The sequence below is a fragment of the Stenotrophomonas sp. MH181796 genome (genome assembly GCF_009659995.1).
Classification (GTDB): domain Bacteria; phylum Pseudomonadota; class Gammaproteobacteria; order Xanthomonadales; family Xanthomonadaceae; genus Stenotrophomonas; species Stenotrophomonas riyadhensis.
This window is the reverse complement of the sequence record NZ_RAHU01000003.1, coordinates 543,157-557,914: the sequence shown is the minus strand read 5'-3', so window position 1 is coordinate 557,914 and position 14,758 is coordinate 543,157. Positions and strand designations below refer to the sequence as shown.

Genomic DNA, 14,758 nt, shown 5'->3' with positions numbered 1-14,758 from the left:
CGCTGGCCGGCAACCGCGCGATCTTCGGTAGTGCCGGCCGCTGGCCGGCAACACGATAGAAAGAGAACGAAGGCAGAAACCCATGGCAACCCCCCTCGACCGCATCAAGATCCTCGAACCGCGCCATCCCAACCGCAGCACCGGCATCATCAACGGCCGCACCAGCGGCATCCTCAACTGGAACGACATTCCGTACCCGTCGTTCTATCGGGCCTACAAGGAGCTGTCGACCAACTTCTGGATTCCCGATGAGGTCGACATGAAGCTCGATGCCCGCCAGTACGGCGAGCTCAATGCGCGCGAGAAGAACGCCTACGACTCCATCATCGGCCTGCTGGCCACGCTCGACTCACCGCAGACGCGCTTCATCTACAACGTCGCCGAGTACATCACCGACCCGGCCGCGCACGCCAATGCGGCGATCATCGGCCAGCAGGAAGTGATCCACAACGAAAGCTACAGCTACGTGCTGGCCTCGATCACCGACCTGCCGAACCAGAACCGCGTGTTTGAACTGGCACGCACGCATCCGACCATCATCAAGCGCAACGCACCGATCATGGGTGCGTACGACGACTTCATGCGCGAGAAGACCGCCGAGACCCTGCTGAAGTCGTTGATCCAATCCTCAATCCTGGAAGGCATCAACTTCTATTCCGGGTTTGCATACTTCTACAACATGGTGCGGCAGAACCGCATGACCGGCACCGGCAAGATCATCAGCTTCATCAACCGCGACGAGCTGGCGCATACCAAGTTCATCAGCGAGCTGATCCGCGCCATCATCGGCGAGAACCCGGAGCTGCAGACCAACGAGCTGACCGCCTATGTGCACCAGGCGTTCGAGCACGCCATCGAACTGGAAACCCAGTGGTCGTCGGAAGTGCTGGATGGCATCGACGGCATCGACGTGGAGGAAATGACGCGTTATGTGAAGTACCGCGCCAACAAGATGGCCGGCATGCTCGGCATCGAACGCCTGTACAGCGATACCACCGACAACGTGATGCCGTGGATCAAGGCCTACGCCGACAACTTCACCGAGACCAAGACCGACTTCTTCGAGATGCGCAATGCAAGTTACAAGAAGACCAACGTCGACAACGGCTTCGACGATCTCTGAGCCCGGCGCGGCGCTGCACATCCTGCTGGTGGTGGCCTCATTGAGTGGCAACACCCGCGAGCTTGGCCGGCAGATTGCCGAGCGTTGCCGTGCCGCAGGGCATGCCGTGCACTGGCAGGAGGCCGACGATCTGCGCCAGGCCCCGCCACTGGCCGCCGATGAGGCCGATCTGGTGCTGCTGGGTTGCTGGACCGACAACGCCGGCCGCACGCCGGCGGAGATGAAGGCGTGGGTGGCCGGTATTGCGGAGCGCGGCGAGCGGCCACGGCAGCTGGCGGTGTTCGGTACCGGCGAAACGCAGTGGGGGCAGGAGTACTACTGCGGCGCCGTGCACCGGCTGATCCGCTACTTCCACAGCGACTACCCGCCGCTGGAGATCGAACAGATGCCGCATGGCGTTCGCCATGCCGCGGCCATCGAGGCCTGGACCGACGCGGTCCTGGCCCATTACTGGAGCAACACCGATGAAGATCATCGACGCCACCACGCCTGAGCAGTTCCAGCAGCTGCTGGCCGAACACCCGCGGGTGCTGGTGGACTTCCACAAGGACCAGTGCCCGGGGTGCCGGATGCTGGAGATGTCGCTGCACCGCGTGGCCAACAGCGTGGCGGGGCAGGGTACGACCCTGCTGCGCGTGCAGCTGGAAGTGCTGGGCGAGGCCTTCTTCAAGGAGCTGGGGCTGCGGCAGACGCCGACACTGTCGCTGTTCCGTGACGGCGACGAACGTACCCGCCTGGCCGGGTTCCAGTCGCCGCAGCAGATCGAGGCCGCGATCGCGTTGCATCTGTAGCGTGGAGATGGCGGGGTCGGATCCCTTGCCAGAGGCAAGGGCTCTGACCCCACATCGTGTAAAGGCATCCACGCATGGCGTGGATCTACGGGTGGAACCCGCTTCCTGTAGAGCCGAGCCCGCGCTCGGCTGCCGTTCGTGCGGTGTNCGGATCCCTTGCCAGAGGCAAGGGCTCTGACCCCACATCGTGTAAAGGCATCCACGCATGGCGTGGATCTACGGGTGGAACCCGCTTCCTGTAGAGCCGAGCCCGCGCTCGGCTGCCGTTCGTGCGGTGTGCGATGAGTCGAGCATGGCTCGACTCTACAACGGCGTCCCAGGCATTTCGCGCTATGCGCCGCTGAAGGTATCCACCAGCAGCTTCACGTTCAACACCACGATCACCAGCGCGATCACCCAGGCGATGCTGCCCAGCCAGCGCGGGGCCACCAGCGCGCCCATCGTCACCTTGTCGGTCACGATCCGCACCAGCGGGATGATCGCGAACGGCAGCTGCATCGACAGCACCACCTGGCTCAGCACCAGCAGCTTTACCGCGCCCTGGTCGCCGAACAGCATGATCACCACCACCACCGGAATGATCGCCAGCGCCCGCGTGATCAGCCGCCGCAGCCACGGCGGCAGGCGCAGGTGCAGGAAGCCTTCCATCACGATCTGGCCGGCCAACGTGGCCGTCACCGTCGAGTTCAGGCCGGAGGCCAGCAGCGCAATCGCAAACAGCGTCGCCGCCGCGCCCACGCCCAGCATCGGCGCCAGCAGCTGGTGGGCCTGCTCGATGTCTTCCACATCGAAACGGCCATTGGCATGGAACACTGCCGCCGCCAGGATCAGGATGCTGGCGTTGATGAACAGTGCCAGGGTCAGCGCAATGGTGCTGTCGGTCACCGCCCAGCGCAGCGCGCTGCGACGGCCCTCATCGGTGCGCGGGTAGGCACGGGTCTGCACGATCGACGAATGCAGGTACAGGTTGTGCGGCATCACCGTGGCGCCAATGATGCCGATGGCGATGTACAGCGCATGCGGATCGGTCACCACCTGCGCGCGCGGAATGAAGCCGCCCAGCACCGCCATCACCGGTGGTGCGGCCATCGCGATCTGCACCACGAAGCAGGCGAAGATCACCATCAGCAGCGCGATCACGAAGGCTTCCAGCGCACGGAAACCGCGGTTCATCAGCAGCAGCACCAGCAGCGTGTCCAGGGCGGTGATCACCGCGCCCCACAGCAACGGCAGGTCGAACAGCAGCTTCAGCGCGATCGCGGTGCCGATCACCTCGGCCAGGTCGCAGGCGATGATCGCCGCCTCGCACAGCGCCCACAGCGCCAGGTTCACCGGCTTCGGGTAACGCGCGCGGCAGGCCTGGGCCAGATCCATGCCGGTGGCGATGCCGAGCCGCGCCGACAGCGCCTGCAGGATCACTGCCATCAGGTTGGAGATGAGAATGACCGACAGCAGCAGGTAACCGAAGCGCGAACCGCCGGCGAGGTCGGTGGCCCAGTTGCCCGGGTCCATGTAGCCGACCGAGATCATGTAGCCCGGGCCGAGGAAGGCCAGCAGGCGGAACCACCAGTGGCCCTTGTCGGGCACCGCCACCGAGGCGTTGAGCGCACCCAGGCTGGCCGGGGTGGAGGCCGAGGGGTCGCGGGATGCCAGGGTGTTCATGGCTCCGAATATAGCTCCTGCTATAGTCATTAGCAATGTGAAACAATCGTCTTTATCGCGTTACTGGTCCAGAATTCAGGTTCAACACCGGAACAACCGGAAGGACAGGCGCAGGCGTGGGCAAGACCGACGATTCGACATCGCTGAAAAGCACCCCCTTGATCGAGGCCGAGCGCCAGGTCGAGAGCTTCCGGCAAGTGCGCGAGGCGCACCGGATGGAGCTGGTGGAGGACTATGTCGAACTGATCTCGGATCTGCTGGCCGACGGCGGCGAGGCCCGCCAGGTCGACATCGCCACCCGCCTGGGCGTGGCCCAGCCCACTGTGGCGAAGATGCTGCGGCGGCTGGCCCGGGATGGCTGGGTGGTACAGCGGCCGTACCGCGGCGTGTTCCTGACCCCGGAAGGCGAGGCGCTGGCGCATGCCAGTCGCCAGCGTCATCAGACCGTGGAGCGTTTCCTGCTGGCGCTGGGCGTGGACCCGGATACCGCGCGGCGCGATGCCGAGGGTATCGAGCACCATGTAAGCGAGCAGACGCTGGCGCTGTTCGAAGCGTTCGTGCGCAAGGCCGAGGGCGAGGCGCCGTAACGGTAGCGCCGGGCCATGCCCGGCGGCCGTAATGTTGCGTCACGCATTTCGCCGGGCATGGCCCGGCGCTACCGCGATTGGATGCCGGCGTTGGGACAACGGGCCTGCTGCTGCGCACACGCCTGCTTCGCCCATTCCTTCAACACCGGCTGCAGGCCTTCATAACGTCGGCCTTGCCAGCCATTGGCCAGCACGGCGCCGTCGGCATCGATCAGCACCAGATTCGGCGGTGCCAGCCCCGCCAACGCCTGCAGTGCCGGCATGCGCGCGGCGCGGCGCGGGTCCAGCACCGGCCACGGCATGTCCTGCGCGTGCATGTAGCGGCGCAGCGCGGCCTCGCTTTCATCCAGGCTGACGTACACCACTTCGGTATCGGCGCCGGCCTCGCGCAACGCGTCACGCACGCTGCGCAGGGTGGGTACGAAGGCATGGCAGGTCGCGCACCAGTCGGCGCCGAAGTACAACGCCACCAGCTTCGGTGGCGATGGCCACTGCATCGGCCGCAGCGAGCGCTGTTCCGGCCGCATCAGCGAGGCCGAGACCTGCGCATGCAGGTCCGCAGCCATCGCCGGTGCGGCCAGCAGCACGGCACAGGCCAGCAACAACGCTCGTAGTGGGTCAGAACGCATAGCGCAGGTTGACGTACCACGAGCGCGCGAAACGCGGCCCGTAGACATAGTCGCTGTCGCGCAGCGCGCCGACTTCCAGATCCTTCTGGCGCTGATCGAACACGTTCTTGACGCCCGCGGCCACCGACACTTCCTGCTGCGCCTGCGCGCCCAGGTGACGGTGCCAGCGCGCACCCAGGTCGGTGACCAGGAATGAACGCGTGCGGTGCAGTTCGCCCAGCCGGTTGTTCAGCACCGACATCGGGCCGGTGTGGCGCAGCGCGACGAAGGTCTCCCACGGCTCGGCGGGCATCCAGCTGAGCTGGGCCAGGCCGGTCCAGCGTGGGGTCTTCAGGTAGTCGCGGCTTTCGATCACGGTGTCGCCGCCGTCGCCGGTGTCGTCGAAGATGCGCTGCGGTTCGCGGAAGCGCGAGCGGTACCACGAGGCACCCGCGGTCAAGCGCCACTGCGGCGACGGCTGCCAGCCGAGGTTGGTTTCCGCGCCCAGCACATTGGAACCGGACGCGTTGTAGCGCAGCTGGCTGAGCTGGCCGTCATCGCCGCGCTGGATCTCGCCCAGTGCGAAGGTGTCGCGGATGCGCGCATACGAGGCGGTGGCATCCCAGCTCCACACCGGATTGGCCGGGTCCGATCGCCAGTCGAAGCCGAACAGGGTGGTCAACGCGCGCTCTTCCTTCAGGCCGTCGGTGTTGCGCACGCGCACCTGTTCGCCACCCAGCGTATCGACATGCACATCCTCAACGAAGATCTCTGGGGCACGGAAGCCGGTGGCAATGCCGGCGCGCCACTTCAGGTTGGGCGTGGCCTGCCAGGCCAGCGCGATGCGCGGCGAGAACACCGCGCTGTCCAGCTCCGAGCTCTTGTCCACGCGCGCACCCAGCACCAGGTCGACGTTGTCGCGCAGGCTCCACTCGTCCTGGATGAAGGCGCCCAGGTTGTGGAAGGTGGCGTCTTCCAGCACCGCCAGCCGCTGCCCGTCACCGCTGCGGTTGTCGTCGCGCAGCGCCTCGTGCTTGTACTGCACGCCGAAGGCCAGCGCGTGCGCACCCAACCGCCAGTTCAACTGGCTGTCGATGTAGTGCAGCGGATTGTGGGTGCGGCCGTACTGGCGCCACGACCGCGAGGCCGCGCTGCCGGCCACGTTGGGGTCCAGCTGCGACGGGTCATAGCCCGGCGCAGACGGATCGGTGACCACGTCGCCCAGGCCGCCATAGAAGCTGTCACGGTCGATGTCGGCGAAGGCATAGGCCAGGCGGAAATCGACGTCGGCATTGATCTCCTGGTCCCACGACACGCTGCCGCGCCGGTACTTCGTATCCAGCGATTCGGCGATGTTGGCCAGGTATTCCGGCTGGTCCAGGCGGTTGCCGCCGCGGCGGGTTTCATCGGTCACCTGCAGGTCCAGGCGCAGCCGTGTGCCCGGCGTGGGGGCGTACCAGGCCTGCAGTCCGCCGACCTTGAGATTTTTGCGGGTGATCTCGGTGTAGCCGTCGCCGTTGTAGTCGATGCCACTGTTCCAGTTGCGCTGGGCGATCACCGACAGCCCGGCATCGGCGTCCTTGGCCACCAGGTCCAGCCGCAGGTCGGCGTTCTTCTGCGGCGTGCCTTTCAGTACATCCACGCCGGCCTGTACATGGCCACCGCTGCGCGCCGGCAGCGGCGGGATCAGGTTGATCACACCGGCCACCGCGCCCGGGCCGTACAGTGCCGAGCCGCCGCCCTTGACCACTTCGATGCGGTCGACGAAGCCTGCCGGGATCTGTTCCAGGCCGTACACACTGCCCAAGGTGGACAGCAGCGGGATGCCATCGAACAACAGCTGGTTGTAGGCGCCGGGCAGGCCCAGCAGTTGTACTTCGCTGGTGTTGCAGTTCTGGCAGTTGCTTTCCACGCGCAGGCCATTGATCAGCTCTGCGGCGCGCGAGAAGTCGGTGGCCGCGCGCAGCGCGATGTCTTCCTTGCGCAGCACCTCGGTGCGGATCGGCACGTCCGACAGCAGGCGTTCGCTGCGGGTGGCAGTGCTGACCTTGACCTGCACACGGTCCAGCTCGGTCGGCTTTGGTGTGGCTGCCAGCGCGGGCAACGGCAGGGTCAGGGCGATGGCGGCAGCCAGAGGCAGCCGGCGGGATAGGGGTCTGGAAACGGGCATGAGGGCGTCGTCCTTGGGAGAGGAAAGGCGGCGAGGGCGACCTGGCTGACGCATATGAAAGCAGAGGGTCATAGATATAGCAAATGCTATATAGATGAGTCCTGGCAATCATGAGGACGAGGGCTCAGGTCAGATCATCGCGGACGACAGTGTTATAACATTACATTGCGTCAGCAAAACCCTGCCGGATGTCATGCCCGGCAGGGTGCGATGGAGAATCGAGAGACGCCGCCCCGGGCTGGTCCCAGGGCGGCGAGGGGGCTTACCAGGCGGCGCGCAGGCCGACCTGGGCGCCGTGGTTGCGATAGCCGCTGTCGCCACGCTGCACACGCAGGTCACCCCATGCGCTCCAGCGCTGGCCCAGCTGCAGCTGGGCACCGGCCTGTACCTCGTAGCGGTTCTCCGGCGTCTTCGCGTTCAGCGACTCGCTGTTGAAGCGCATCGACGCGTCGCGCTGGCCACGCAGCCAGTTCGCCGCCAGGAACGGCTGCACGCGGTTGCCCTGCAGTGTGCCCTGGCCAAACAGGCGTACGCCGAGGCGGCTGTTGAGGCCGCCGCCGCGACCATCCTCGACCGTGGTGCCATTGTTTTCGACCAGGCTGTCGCCTTCGTAGTCGGTCCAGGTCAGCTGCGCCTGCGGCTGCAGGTACAGCGTGCTGGCCTCACTGCTGCGGATGGCCCAGGTATAACCGGCTTCCAGCGATGCGCTCCGAGTCCTGGAATCGTAGGTCTCGCGGGCGATGCCTTCGCCCTGCACCTCGTTGTCGAAGCGTGCCGCCTGCAGCCAGCCGTCCACATACAGGCCGGCACTGCTCTGTGCATCCTGCACCCAACCCAGGTAGACACCGGCCGACTTGCCCTTGACCTTGCCGCGGGTGCCATAACCGCTCAGCGTCGACACCGCCTGCGTGGTCGCCTCGCCGGTGCCCAGCATCACGCCGACCTGGCCACGGCCATCGCCCCAGCGCCAGACATCGCTGCCCAGCTGCAGGGTGTTGATGTGGGTACGGGCATCGACCTGGCCGGCCACGTTCGCCTGCAGCTGGTCACGCCCGGCGCGCACCCAGGTGCCGATGCGGGCGCGGTCGAAGCTGGGCTCGCCGCGGTCATGGCGGCGCAGCTGGAACATCTGCACGGCCGCGGCCTGGTTGGCCAGGTACGCTCCGGGCTCCGGACGCAGCACGGGGACCGGGTCGACCGGCACTTCCGGGTCCACCGGATCAACCGGGTCGGTCGGGTCGGTCGGATCCACAGGCTTGCACTCCGGCAGCGCCGGATTGATGTCGCACGGATTGCCGGTGTAGGCCGAGGTCAGGTACCAGTTGCCGTTGGTCGCGCCGGGTGTGCCCTTGCGCAGGAAATACTCGTACATGCCACCGATGGCGCGGCCCTGCAGCGCGAGGTGGCCATTGCTGGCACCGTCCACCTGCACCAGCGGAATGCCGTTGACGGTCTGTGCGCCAGCGCCGGCAATGTTGTTGACGGTGACCTGGGTGGTGCCGCTGGTATCACCGGTCACGTGCATGCGCGAGCTTGCTGCGTCGTCGCCGGCCAGCACCGTGTTGAAGTGCAGGGTGCCGCCGTTGCCGGCGTAGTTGCCGTTGACGGTCAGCTGCGGATACGCCGCCGTACCCGCAGCACCGAGGAAGATGTCGCTGCCCGCACCCAGGGTGAGGTTGCCGGTGTTGCTGTCGCCGGACAGCGTCCAGCGGCCGCCCTGATCGACGGTGACATCGGCCGGGCCGAGGATGCGGCCGGTGAGGTCGAGGCCGTCAAGGAAGCGCAGCGCGCCGGTGGCGGTATCGGCGATGGTGATATCGCCCTTGAGCGTGGAGGTGCGGGCGGTGATGTCATAGGCAGCATCGCTACCGATCTCAATGATATTCCCATTGCCTCCGACCAGAACGGCATTGTTCTGCAGGGCGACTCGCATGACTTCAGGGTGCGTCCCAGCAGCAAGCGACAATGCGGCTCCGGCTCGCCCTTCCAGCCGCGAATCATCTACGAGCAATCCCCAGTAGGAGCTGTCGGGAGACTCGGCAGCGAGCACGGTGGAATAGCTCATCCTGATGCCATTTTCTTCGCCAATGGCGCTGGATCCACTCCGAAGGTTGACCGCAGCAGCACCAATTCGAATGGCAATCATGTCGCTGGTCAATTGTGTCCTGCTGGCATTCAAGGTGCCGCCGGCGTTTGCATTGAGTGCGAAAGAATGCCCGCTGATCTGGCTTTCGTTTGCTGTGATTGAAGCGCGGGGGCGCTCGGGGGAATGTCGTTGTGAAGAGAGCGTCATGCCGCCGAGAACTGTTGAGTTATCAAGGATGGCATTGCTGTTTGCAACCTGGCTCGGGCTTGTTGAGGCGTTGTTGAGCGTTGCGCCGTACAGTTGGATGCTTGACGGCTGACCACCTGCAGTTGAAGCCGAACTGATCCTGCCTACGTTCGCGTCGCGAACAATGAGCGTTCCACCAGCCAACGATACTTGGGTGCCTTCGCGAGGGCTGCCCGGCGTGATCACGAGCGTCTGCCCTGGGCCGATCGACTGGGCCTGCGCCCACGACGCTCCACCGGCCAGAATCAATGCGGTGGCAATAATCTGGCTCAGCCGTGATCGGACAAAAGTGGAAGCAATCTTCGGTGTGAACTGCATCATGCGCATGGGTGTGTCTCCTTGGAACGTTGGGTGGGACCTGCATCCGCAGGGCCGGAGGCGGCACTGTGCGGATCGGGTCTTGCCTGGGCCATGCAATTAATCTGAAACGACTGCAGCGACACCGATTGGGTTCAAACGCCGTTCACTGACGTATTCAGCTGAATGGGTCGCCGTGCTGGAATAGTGCACGGCAGGTGAGGGCGTCATGAAGATCGTGTCGGAACCACGCGAAGCCCTATTCACATATGTAGATATGTGACGGGTGATCCAGTTCATTCAGGCGCGCCGGCGTCCGTCGCTGCGCTGCGACAATCGAGGTGAAGACCCACTGAGGAGCGCAGCGTCTGCCGCCAGGGCCGGACGCCATCGATCCGGCAAGCGGCCAGGAATCAGCCGCGGCGGAACGCGGCGGGGGTACGGGCGCCGACGATGATCATGCGGATCATCGTGGAGATCTGCTCGACCAGCTCCGGATCCTTCTCCGGCGGCAGGTCCATGGCGGTGGCGCCCATCGCGAACACCAACCGGGTGATGGCCTTGGCCACCAGTTCCGGGGCATGCAGTACGGCGCCATCCAGTGCGGCCAGGCGCACCAGGTCGTGCTGCAGCTCTTCCTCGAAGTAGTGCAGCTCGCGTTCGACCGCATGCTTGAAGTCGTCCGAGCCGACTGCGCCCTCGCGCAGCAGCACGTGCAGCAGCTTGTCGTCGGCGCGCAGCTGCTCCATGAAGGTCTCCACCGAGACCCGCACCACGCTGGTGGCGGTGGAGGTGGCGCGCTGCCGGGCCTCGCCGATGATGGTGCGCAGCGAGCGGCCGGCCGCATCGATCAGCGCCACGGCCAGTTCGTCCATGTCGCGGAACTGCCGGTAGAAGCTGTTCGGCGCGATGCCGGCCTCACGTGCCACTTCGCGCAGGCTGAGCGTGGACAGGCTGCGGTGCGGCCCGATCAGTTTCAGGGCAGCAGCCAGCAGATCCTCGCGGCTCACCGTACGGCGGGCCGGGCTGTTGGCATCTTCGGGCGTCGACAAGGCGGTGGCGGCGGCCATGGGGGTTCCGGTGGGGCGAGGCTGAATCATACCCAATCCGGTTCAATATACACATGTATACACAGGTGTATGTGCGCCCGTATAGTGCGCCCATGAGCGCTGTCGTCCGTCCGTCCCTGTTCTCTCCGTACCGCTGGGTCTCGCCGTCGCTGTTCGATTTCTGGGCGGGCCAGCTCAATCCCCTGTGGACCCTGCGCGAGCCGGTGGCCCGCCTGGTCCGGCGCGAGCCGGCCGGCGAGGGCGCGGCGACCCTGGTCCTGCGCACCAACCGGCACTGGGCCGGCATGCGTGCCGGCCAGCACGTCACCCTCGGCGTCGAGATTGAAGGACGCCTGTGGCAGCGCAGCTACAGCCCGACCGCACTGGGTCGGCGCGAGCTGGCGATCACCGTCAAGGCGGTCGATGGCGGGCGGGTCAGCCAGCATCTGGTCAACCATGCGCAGCCGGGCGAACTGTTCCGTCTCGATGCCGCTTTCGGCGAATTCCACATGCCGGCCGCGGCGCCGGTGCTGCTGCTGGCGGCCGGCAGTGGCATCACGCCGATGCGCAGCCTCCTGCGCGAGGCCTGCCAGCGCCCGCTGGCGGCGCCGGTGGACCTGTTCTACTGGGAACGCACCGCCGCCCACCTGCAGTTCCGTGATGAACTGCAGGCGCTGGCCGCAGCGAACCCGAACCTGCGCGTGCACCTGCTGACCACCCGAGAAGGCGAAGCACCGGCCGCGCGTATCGATACCCACGATCTGCAGGTGGTCGGCGATGACACGCCGTTGGCGCAGCGCCATGTGCTGGCCTGCGGCCCGGACGGCTTCGTTGCCGCCGCGCGCGAGCGCCTGGCGCACCAGGTGGCCGGTTTCCAGGCCGAAGCCTTCACCCCGCCAGCGCCGCTTCGCGATGCCGACAGTGAAGGCGAAGTGTCGCTGACGCTTGCGCGCAGTGGTCGCCAGCTGAGCGTGCCGCGTGGCCGCTCGCTGCTGGAAAGCCTCGAAGCCCATGGCATCAAGCCCAAACATGGATGCCGCATGGGTATCTGCAACAGCTGCTCCTGTGACCGTGTAAGTGGTGCGACCCGCCACCTGCGCACCGGCGACCTGCAGTCCGAAACGGCGCAGCCGGTACGGATCTGCGTGAGCGCACCGACCACCGACCTGACCCTGGATCTCTGAGGACGCCTGCCATGACCCGCGCTACCGACCGTGCCCTGAGTACTGCCGAGATGCATGCCTTCGGTGAGGAACTCGACGCGATCCGCGACCGCGTGATCGGCAGCCTCGGCGCCTCCGATACCCGCTACATCCGCCGCGTGGCCGCCGCCGTGCGCTGGTTCGGCGTGGGTGGCCGTGGCCTGCTGTTCCTTGCGGCGTTCTCGCCACTGTTCTGGATGCCGCTGCTGTGGCCGGCCGCGATCACCGGCACGCTGCTGCTGGCGCTGTCGAAGATCCTGGAGAACATGGAGCTGGGCCACAACGTCATGCACGGCCAGTTCGACTGGACCGGCGACCCCAAGCTCAACGGCAACACCTACGAGTGGGACATCGTTGCCACCGCCGACAACTGGCGCAAGACCCACAATTTCCGCCACCACACCTACACCAACGTGCGTGGCATGGACGATGACATCGGCTACGGCCTGCTGCGCATCTTCCCGGAACAGCGCTGGAAGCCGTTCTACCTGCTGCAGCCGATCATCGCGCCGATCTTCGCGCTGCTGTTCCAGTGGGGCGTGGCCGCGCAGGACCTGCGCCTGGGCCGCTGGCTGAAGGGCCGCATGAGCAGCCGTGCGATGTGGCTGCAGACCCGTCCGGTGGCGCGCAAGATGCTGCGCCAGGTGCTGAAGGACTACGTGTTCTTCCCGCTGCTGGCCGGTCCGTTCTTCCTCACCGTGATGCTGGGCAACCTGGTCGCCAACGGCCTGCGCAACATCTGGACCTACGTAATCATCTTCTGCGGCCACTTCACCGCTGAATCGGAAACCTTCCCGAAGGAGTGCCTGCGCAATGAGTCGCGCGGTCACTGGTACCTGCGCCAGCTGCGCGGTTCGTCGAACATCAGTGGTGGCTTCCTGATCAATGTGTTGTCGGGCAACCTCAGCCACCAGATCGAGCACCACTTCTATCCGGACCTTCCGGCCAACCGCTATGCGGCCATCGCCAAGGAAGTGAAGGACATCTGCCGCCGCTACGGCCAGCACTACAACAACGGCTCGCTGCCGCGCCAGTTCGGCCAGGTGGTCTGGCGCATCCTGCGCCACGCGTTCCCGAGCAAGCCGCGCCGCCTGCCGATGTCGGACATCATGTCCGCACCGGCATCGGCCAACGCGGGCTGATCGACTCAGCCCGCCTTCGCCAGGGCCGCCTGTTCGCGGTCCAGGCGACGCAGGAACACCTGCATTTCCTTGCGTGCCTGCTGGTCGCCCTTGCTGCCGGCCACGCTCAGCCCGCGCTGCCACGCTTCGCGCGCCGCCTGCGGTTGGCCACTGGCCAGCCAGGCCTTGCCCAGCAGCTTCCACGCCGCCGAATACTGCGGATCAAGGACCACGCAACGGCCCAGATGGGTCGCCGCGCGCACCGGGTTGCCGGCATCCAGCCAGCCCTTGCCCAGGCCGAAGCGCAGCAGTGCGCCGTCCTTGCCGCTGGCGAGCATGCATTCCAGAGCCTCGATGTTCATCAGCGCACCTCCACCAGCAGCTCGGCCGGTCCCGGCTGGAAGCGGCCGCGATGGAACAGCAGCGGTGCGCCGCCGTTCTCGTGCACCTCGATGATGCGGCCGGCCAGCAACAGGTGATCGCCCACCGGCCACTGTGCGTGGCGGGTACAGGTGAGATGCGCTACCGCACCGGCGATGCGTGGCGGGGCGTCCTCGTCGTCATCCAGCAATGCCAGGCCGTCGAAGCGGTTGCGTACCTGCGGATCGGCAAAGCGCCGGGCCAGTGCTTCCTGGTCGGCCGCCAGCACGCTGATCGCGAAGCGGGTGGCGCGCTGGAAGGTGGACAGGCTCTGCGCGTGCAACGCCAGGTTCCACAGCACCAGTGGCGGCTGCAATGACACCGGCACGAACGAATTGATGGTCAGGCCGATGGGGTTGCCCTGCGCATCGCGCGCGCAGACGATGGCCACGCCGGTAGGAAAGTGGCCGAGCAGCCGCCGCAGGGCACGCGGCGGCATCTCGACCGACGGCACCGGGGCCGGGGCGGGGAAGACCCCCGCCCACGGCCCGGCGTACGGCAGTGTCTCGCCGCTCATGAGGCCCGGGCCTGGCGGTAGCGCCGGCCGACCTCGGCCCAGTTGATGATGTTGAAGAACGCACCGATGTAGTCCGGGCGGCGGTTCTGGTAGTGGAGGTAGTAGGCGTGTTCCCAGACGTCCAGTGCGAGGATCGGGGTATTGCCCGACAGGCCGACCGCCGTGCCCATCAACGGGCTGTCCTGGTTGGCACTGCTTTCCACCTGCAGGCGGCCATCGCGATCGCTGGTCAGCCAGGCCCAGCCACTGCCGAAGCGGGTCTGCGCAGCCTTGGTGAAGGCCTCCTTGAAGGCATCGAAGCCACCCAGATCGCGGTCGATGGCGGCGGCCAGCTCATCATCGGGTGCGCCGCCGTTGGTGCTGAGTACGGTCCAGAACAGGCTGTGGTTGGCGTGGCCGCCACCGTTGTTGCGGACCGCGCCACGCTGCGCCTCGGGCACGGCATCGAGGTTGGCGATCAGCGCCTCGACCGGCTGCTCGGCGATACCGGCCTGCTCGATGGCGGCATTGAGGTTGTTGACGTAGGTCTGGTGGTGCTTGCTGTGATGGATCTCCATCGTGCGCGCATCGAAGTGCGGCTCAAGGGCGTCATAGGCATAGGGGAGCGGGGGAAGCGAGTACGACATCGAAGCAATCTCCGTGGGGAAGGCCAGAAGGGCTGGCCGTGGGGAGATCGTTATCGCACCTCAACATTGGTTGAGGTCAAGAGATCAAGAGGTCAAGACGGAGGCGTGGTAGTGCCGGCCGCTGGCCGGCATTCAGCGAAGGTCGGGTTGCCGGCCAGCGGCCGGCACTACCAGAACCCGCGTTCCGAACCCTCACCGGCGCGCTGATGTGCTGCCCGCGCTCACAGGAAACCGTCCGGTGGCGGGGGGAGGC

15 protein-coding genes are annotated in these 14,758 nt (G+C 66.2%); 7 read left to right on the top strand and 8 right to left on the bottom strand.

Annotated elements, in window-relative coordinates; genetic code table 11:
* Window positions 1-82: 82 nt before the first annotated feature.
* The 3 genes from D5301_RS09945 to D5301_RS09935 are packed head-to-tail and all read left to right on the top strand — an operon-like array spanning window position 83 to window position 1,914.
* Complete coding sequence (locus tag D5301_RS09945) at window positions 83-1,123, top strand: ribonucleotide-diphosphate reductase subunit beta (protein ID WP_087922822.1); 1,041 nt, start codon at window positions 83-85, stop codon at window positions 1,121-1,123.
* 25 nt (window positions 1,124-1,148) lie between these two features.
* Window positions 1,149-1,616 (top strand): flavodoxin, encoded by a 468-nt coding sequence (locus D5301_RS09940; RefSeq protein WP_153855637.1) that lies wholly within the window; start codon window positions 1,149-1,151, stop codon window positions 1,614-1,616.
* Window positions 1,588-1,914, top strand: coding sequence for a thioredoxin family protein (locus tag D5301_RS09935; protein WP_153855541.1), 327 nt, complete (start codon window positions 1,588-1,590; stop codon window positions 1,912-1,914). The genes D5301_RS09940 and D5301_RS09935 overlap by 29 nt, the downstream gene beginning before the upstream one ends.
* 330 nt (window positions 1,915-2,244) lie before the next feature.
* On the opposite strand, the gene D5301_RS09930 is transcribed toward D5301_RS09935, so the two are convergent.
* Window positions 2,245-3,576: an Nramp family divalent metal transporter gene (locus D5301_RS09930; RefSeq protein WP_153855540.1), complete on the bottom strand. Its 1,332-nt coding sequence runs from the start codon at window positions 3,574-3,576 to the stop codon at window positions 2,245-2,247.
* A 116-nt stretch (window positions 3,577-3,692) separates the two neighbouring features.
* Here D5301_RS09930 and mntR point away from each other — a divergent pair, with 116 nt between their 5' ends.
* Window positions 3,693-4,163, top strand: coding sequence for a manganese-binding transcriptional regulator MntR (gene mntR, locus D5301_RS09925; protein WP_006372477.1), 471 nt, complete (start codon window positions 3,693-3,695; stop codon window positions 4,161-4,163).
* A gap of 68 nt (window positions 4,164-4,231) precedes the next feature.
* Here the strand turns inward: mntR and D5301_RS09920 are convergent, their stop codons facing one another.
* The 3 genes from D5301_RS09920 to D5301_RS09910 form a co-directional block, all read right to left on the bottom strand.
* Window positions 4,232-4,792 (bottom strand): thioredoxin-like domain-containing protein, encoded by a 561-nt coding sequence (locus tag D5301_RS09920; protein ID WP_153855539.1) that lies wholly within the window; start codon window positions 4,790-4,792, stop codon window positions 4,232-4,234.
* Window positions 4,782-6,941 (bottom strand): TonB-dependent receptor, encoded by a 2,160-nt coding sequence (locus D5301_RS09915; RefSeq protein ID WP_110712573.1) that lies wholly within the window; start codon window positions 6,939-6,941, stop codon window positions 4,782-4,784. Before D5301_RS09915 ends, D5301_RS09920 begins: the two co-directional genes overlap by 11 nt.
* A 262-nt stretch (window positions 6,942-7,203) precedes the next feature.
* A complete protein-coding gene (locus D5301_RS09910) occupies window positions 7,204-8,874 on the bottom strand; it encodes an autotransporter outer membrane beta-barrel domain-containing protein (RefSeq protein ID WP_228756372.1) in 1,671 nt (556 codons plus the stop codon).
* Between the two features lie 211 nt (window positions 8,875-9,085).
* Here D5301_RS09910 and D5301_RS24230 point away from each other — a divergent pair, with 211 nt between their 5' ends.
* On the top strand, window positions 9,086-9,346 hold the full coding sequence (locus tag D5301_RS24230; protein ID WP_228756371.1) for a hypothetical protein: 261 nt from the start codon (window positions 9,086-9,088) through the stop codon (window positions 9,344-9,346).
* A gap of 637 nt (window positions 9,347-9,983) precedes the next feature.
* Here D5301_RS24230 and fabR read toward each other — a convergent pair.
* Window positions 9,984-10,640, bottom strand: coding sequence for an HTH-type transcriptional repressor FabR (fabR, locus tag D5301_RS09905; RefSeq protein WP_005409961.1), 657 nt, complete (start codon window positions 10,638-10,640; stop codon window positions 9,984-9,986).
* Between the two features lie 92 nt (window positions 10,641-10,732).
* Here fabR and D5301_RS09900 point away from each other — a divergent pair, with 92 nt between their 5' ends.
* Window positions 10,733-11,803 (top strand): ferredoxin reductase, encoded by a 1,071-nt coding sequence (locus D5301_RS09900; protein ID WP_194936625.1) that lies wholly within the window; start codon window positions 10,733-10,735, stop codon window positions 11,801-11,803.
* 11 nt (window positions 11,804-11,814) lie between these two features.
* Window positions 11,815-12,963: an acyl-CoA desaturase gene (locus D5301_RS09895; protein WP_071229068.1), complete on the top strand. Its 1,149-nt coding sequence runs from the start codon at window positions 11,815-11,817 to the stop codon at window positions 12,961-12,963.
* A gap of 5 nt (window positions 12,964-12,968) precedes the next feature.
* Here the strand turns inward: D5301_RS09895 and D5301_RS09890 are convergent, their stop codons facing one another.
* Genes D5301_RS09890 through D5301_RS09880 form a run of 3 tightly spaced genes read right to left on the bottom strand, consistent with a single transcriptional unit; the run spans window position 12,969 to window position 14,505 of the window.
* Complete coding sequence (locus D5301_RS09890) at window positions 12,969-13,304, bottom strand: tetratricopeptide repeat protein (RefSeq protein WP_008267331.1); 336 nt, start codon at window positions 13,302-13,304, stop codon at window positions 12,969-12,971.
* On the bottom strand, window positions 13,304-13,879 hold the full coding sequence (locus D5301_RS09885) for a flavin reductase family protein (protein ID WP_110712570.1): 576 nt from the start codon (window positions 13,877-13,879) through the stop codon (window positions 13,304-13,306). The genes D5301_RS09890 and D5301_RS09885 overlap by 1 nt, the downstream gene beginning before the upstream one ends.
* A complete protein-coding gene (locus tag D5301_RS09880; RefSeq protein ID WP_153855536.1) occupies window positions 13,876-14,505 on the bottom strand; it encodes a superoxide dismutase in 630 nt (209 codons plus the stop codon). Before D5301_RS09880 ends, D5301_RS09885 begins: the two co-directional genes overlap by 4 nt.
* Between the last annotated feature and the right edge of the window lie 253 nt (window positions 14,506-14,758).

What these genes read in the sequence shown, in the direction of transcription:
- D5301_RS09945 (WP_087922822.1), top strand. Translation starts at nt 83, where the DNA reads ATGGCAACCCCCCTCGACCGCATCAAGATCCTCGAACCGCGCCATCCC.
- D5301_RS09935 (WP_153855541.1), top strand. Translation starts at nt 1,588, where the DNA reads ATGAAGATCATCGACGCCACCACGCCTGAGCAGTTCCAGCAGCTGCTG.
- D5301_RS09930 (WP_153855540.1), bottom strand. Translation starts at nt 3,576, where the DNA reads ATGAACACCCTGGCATCCCGCGACCCCTCGGCCTCCACCCCGGCCAGC.
- D5301_RS09920 (WP_153855539.1), bottom strand. Translation starts at nt 4,792, where the DNA reads ATGCGTTCTGACCCACTACGAGCGTTGTTGCTGGCCTGTGCCGTGCTG.
- D5301_RS09915 (WP_110712573.1), bottom strand. Translation starts at nt 6,941, where the DNA reads ATGCCCGTTTCCAGACCCCTATCCCGCCGGCTGCCTCTGGCTGCCGCC.
- D5301_RS09910 (WP_228756372.1), bottom strand. Translation starts at nt 8,874, where the DNA reads ATGCGAGTCGCCCTGCAGAACAATGCCGTTCTGGTCGGAGGCAATGGG.
- D5301_RS24230 (WP_228756371.1), top strand. Translation starts at nt 9,086, where the DNA reads ATGTCGCTGGTCAATTGTGTCCTGCTGGCATTCAAGGTGCCGCCGGCG.
- fabR (WP_005409961.1), bottom strand. Translation starts at nt 10,640, where the DNA reads ATGGCCGCCGCCACCGCCTTGTCGACGCCCGAAGATGCCAACAGCCCG.
- D5301_RS09900 (WP_194936625.1), top strand. Translation starts at nt 10,733, where the DNA reads ATGAGCGCTGTCGTCCGTCCGTCCCTGTTCTCTCCGTACCGCTGGGTC.
- D5301_RS09895 (WP_071229068.1), top strand. Translation starts at nt 11,815, where the DNA reads ATGACCCGCGCTACCGACCGTGCCCTGAGTACTGCCGAGATGCATGCC.
- D5301_RS09890 (WP_008267331.1), bottom strand. Translation starts at nt 13,304, where the DNA reads ATGAACATCGAGGCTCTGGAATGCATGCTCGCCAGCGGCAAGGACGGC.
- D5301_RS09885 (WP_110712570.1), bottom strand. Translation starts at nt 13,879, where the DNA reads ATGAGCGGCGAGACACTGCCGTACGCCGGGCCGTGGGCGGGGGTCTTC.
- D5301_RS09880 (WP_153855536.1), bottom strand. Translation starts at nt 14,505, where the DNA reads ATGTCGTACTCGCTTCCCCCGCTCCCCTATGCCTATGACGCCCTTGAG.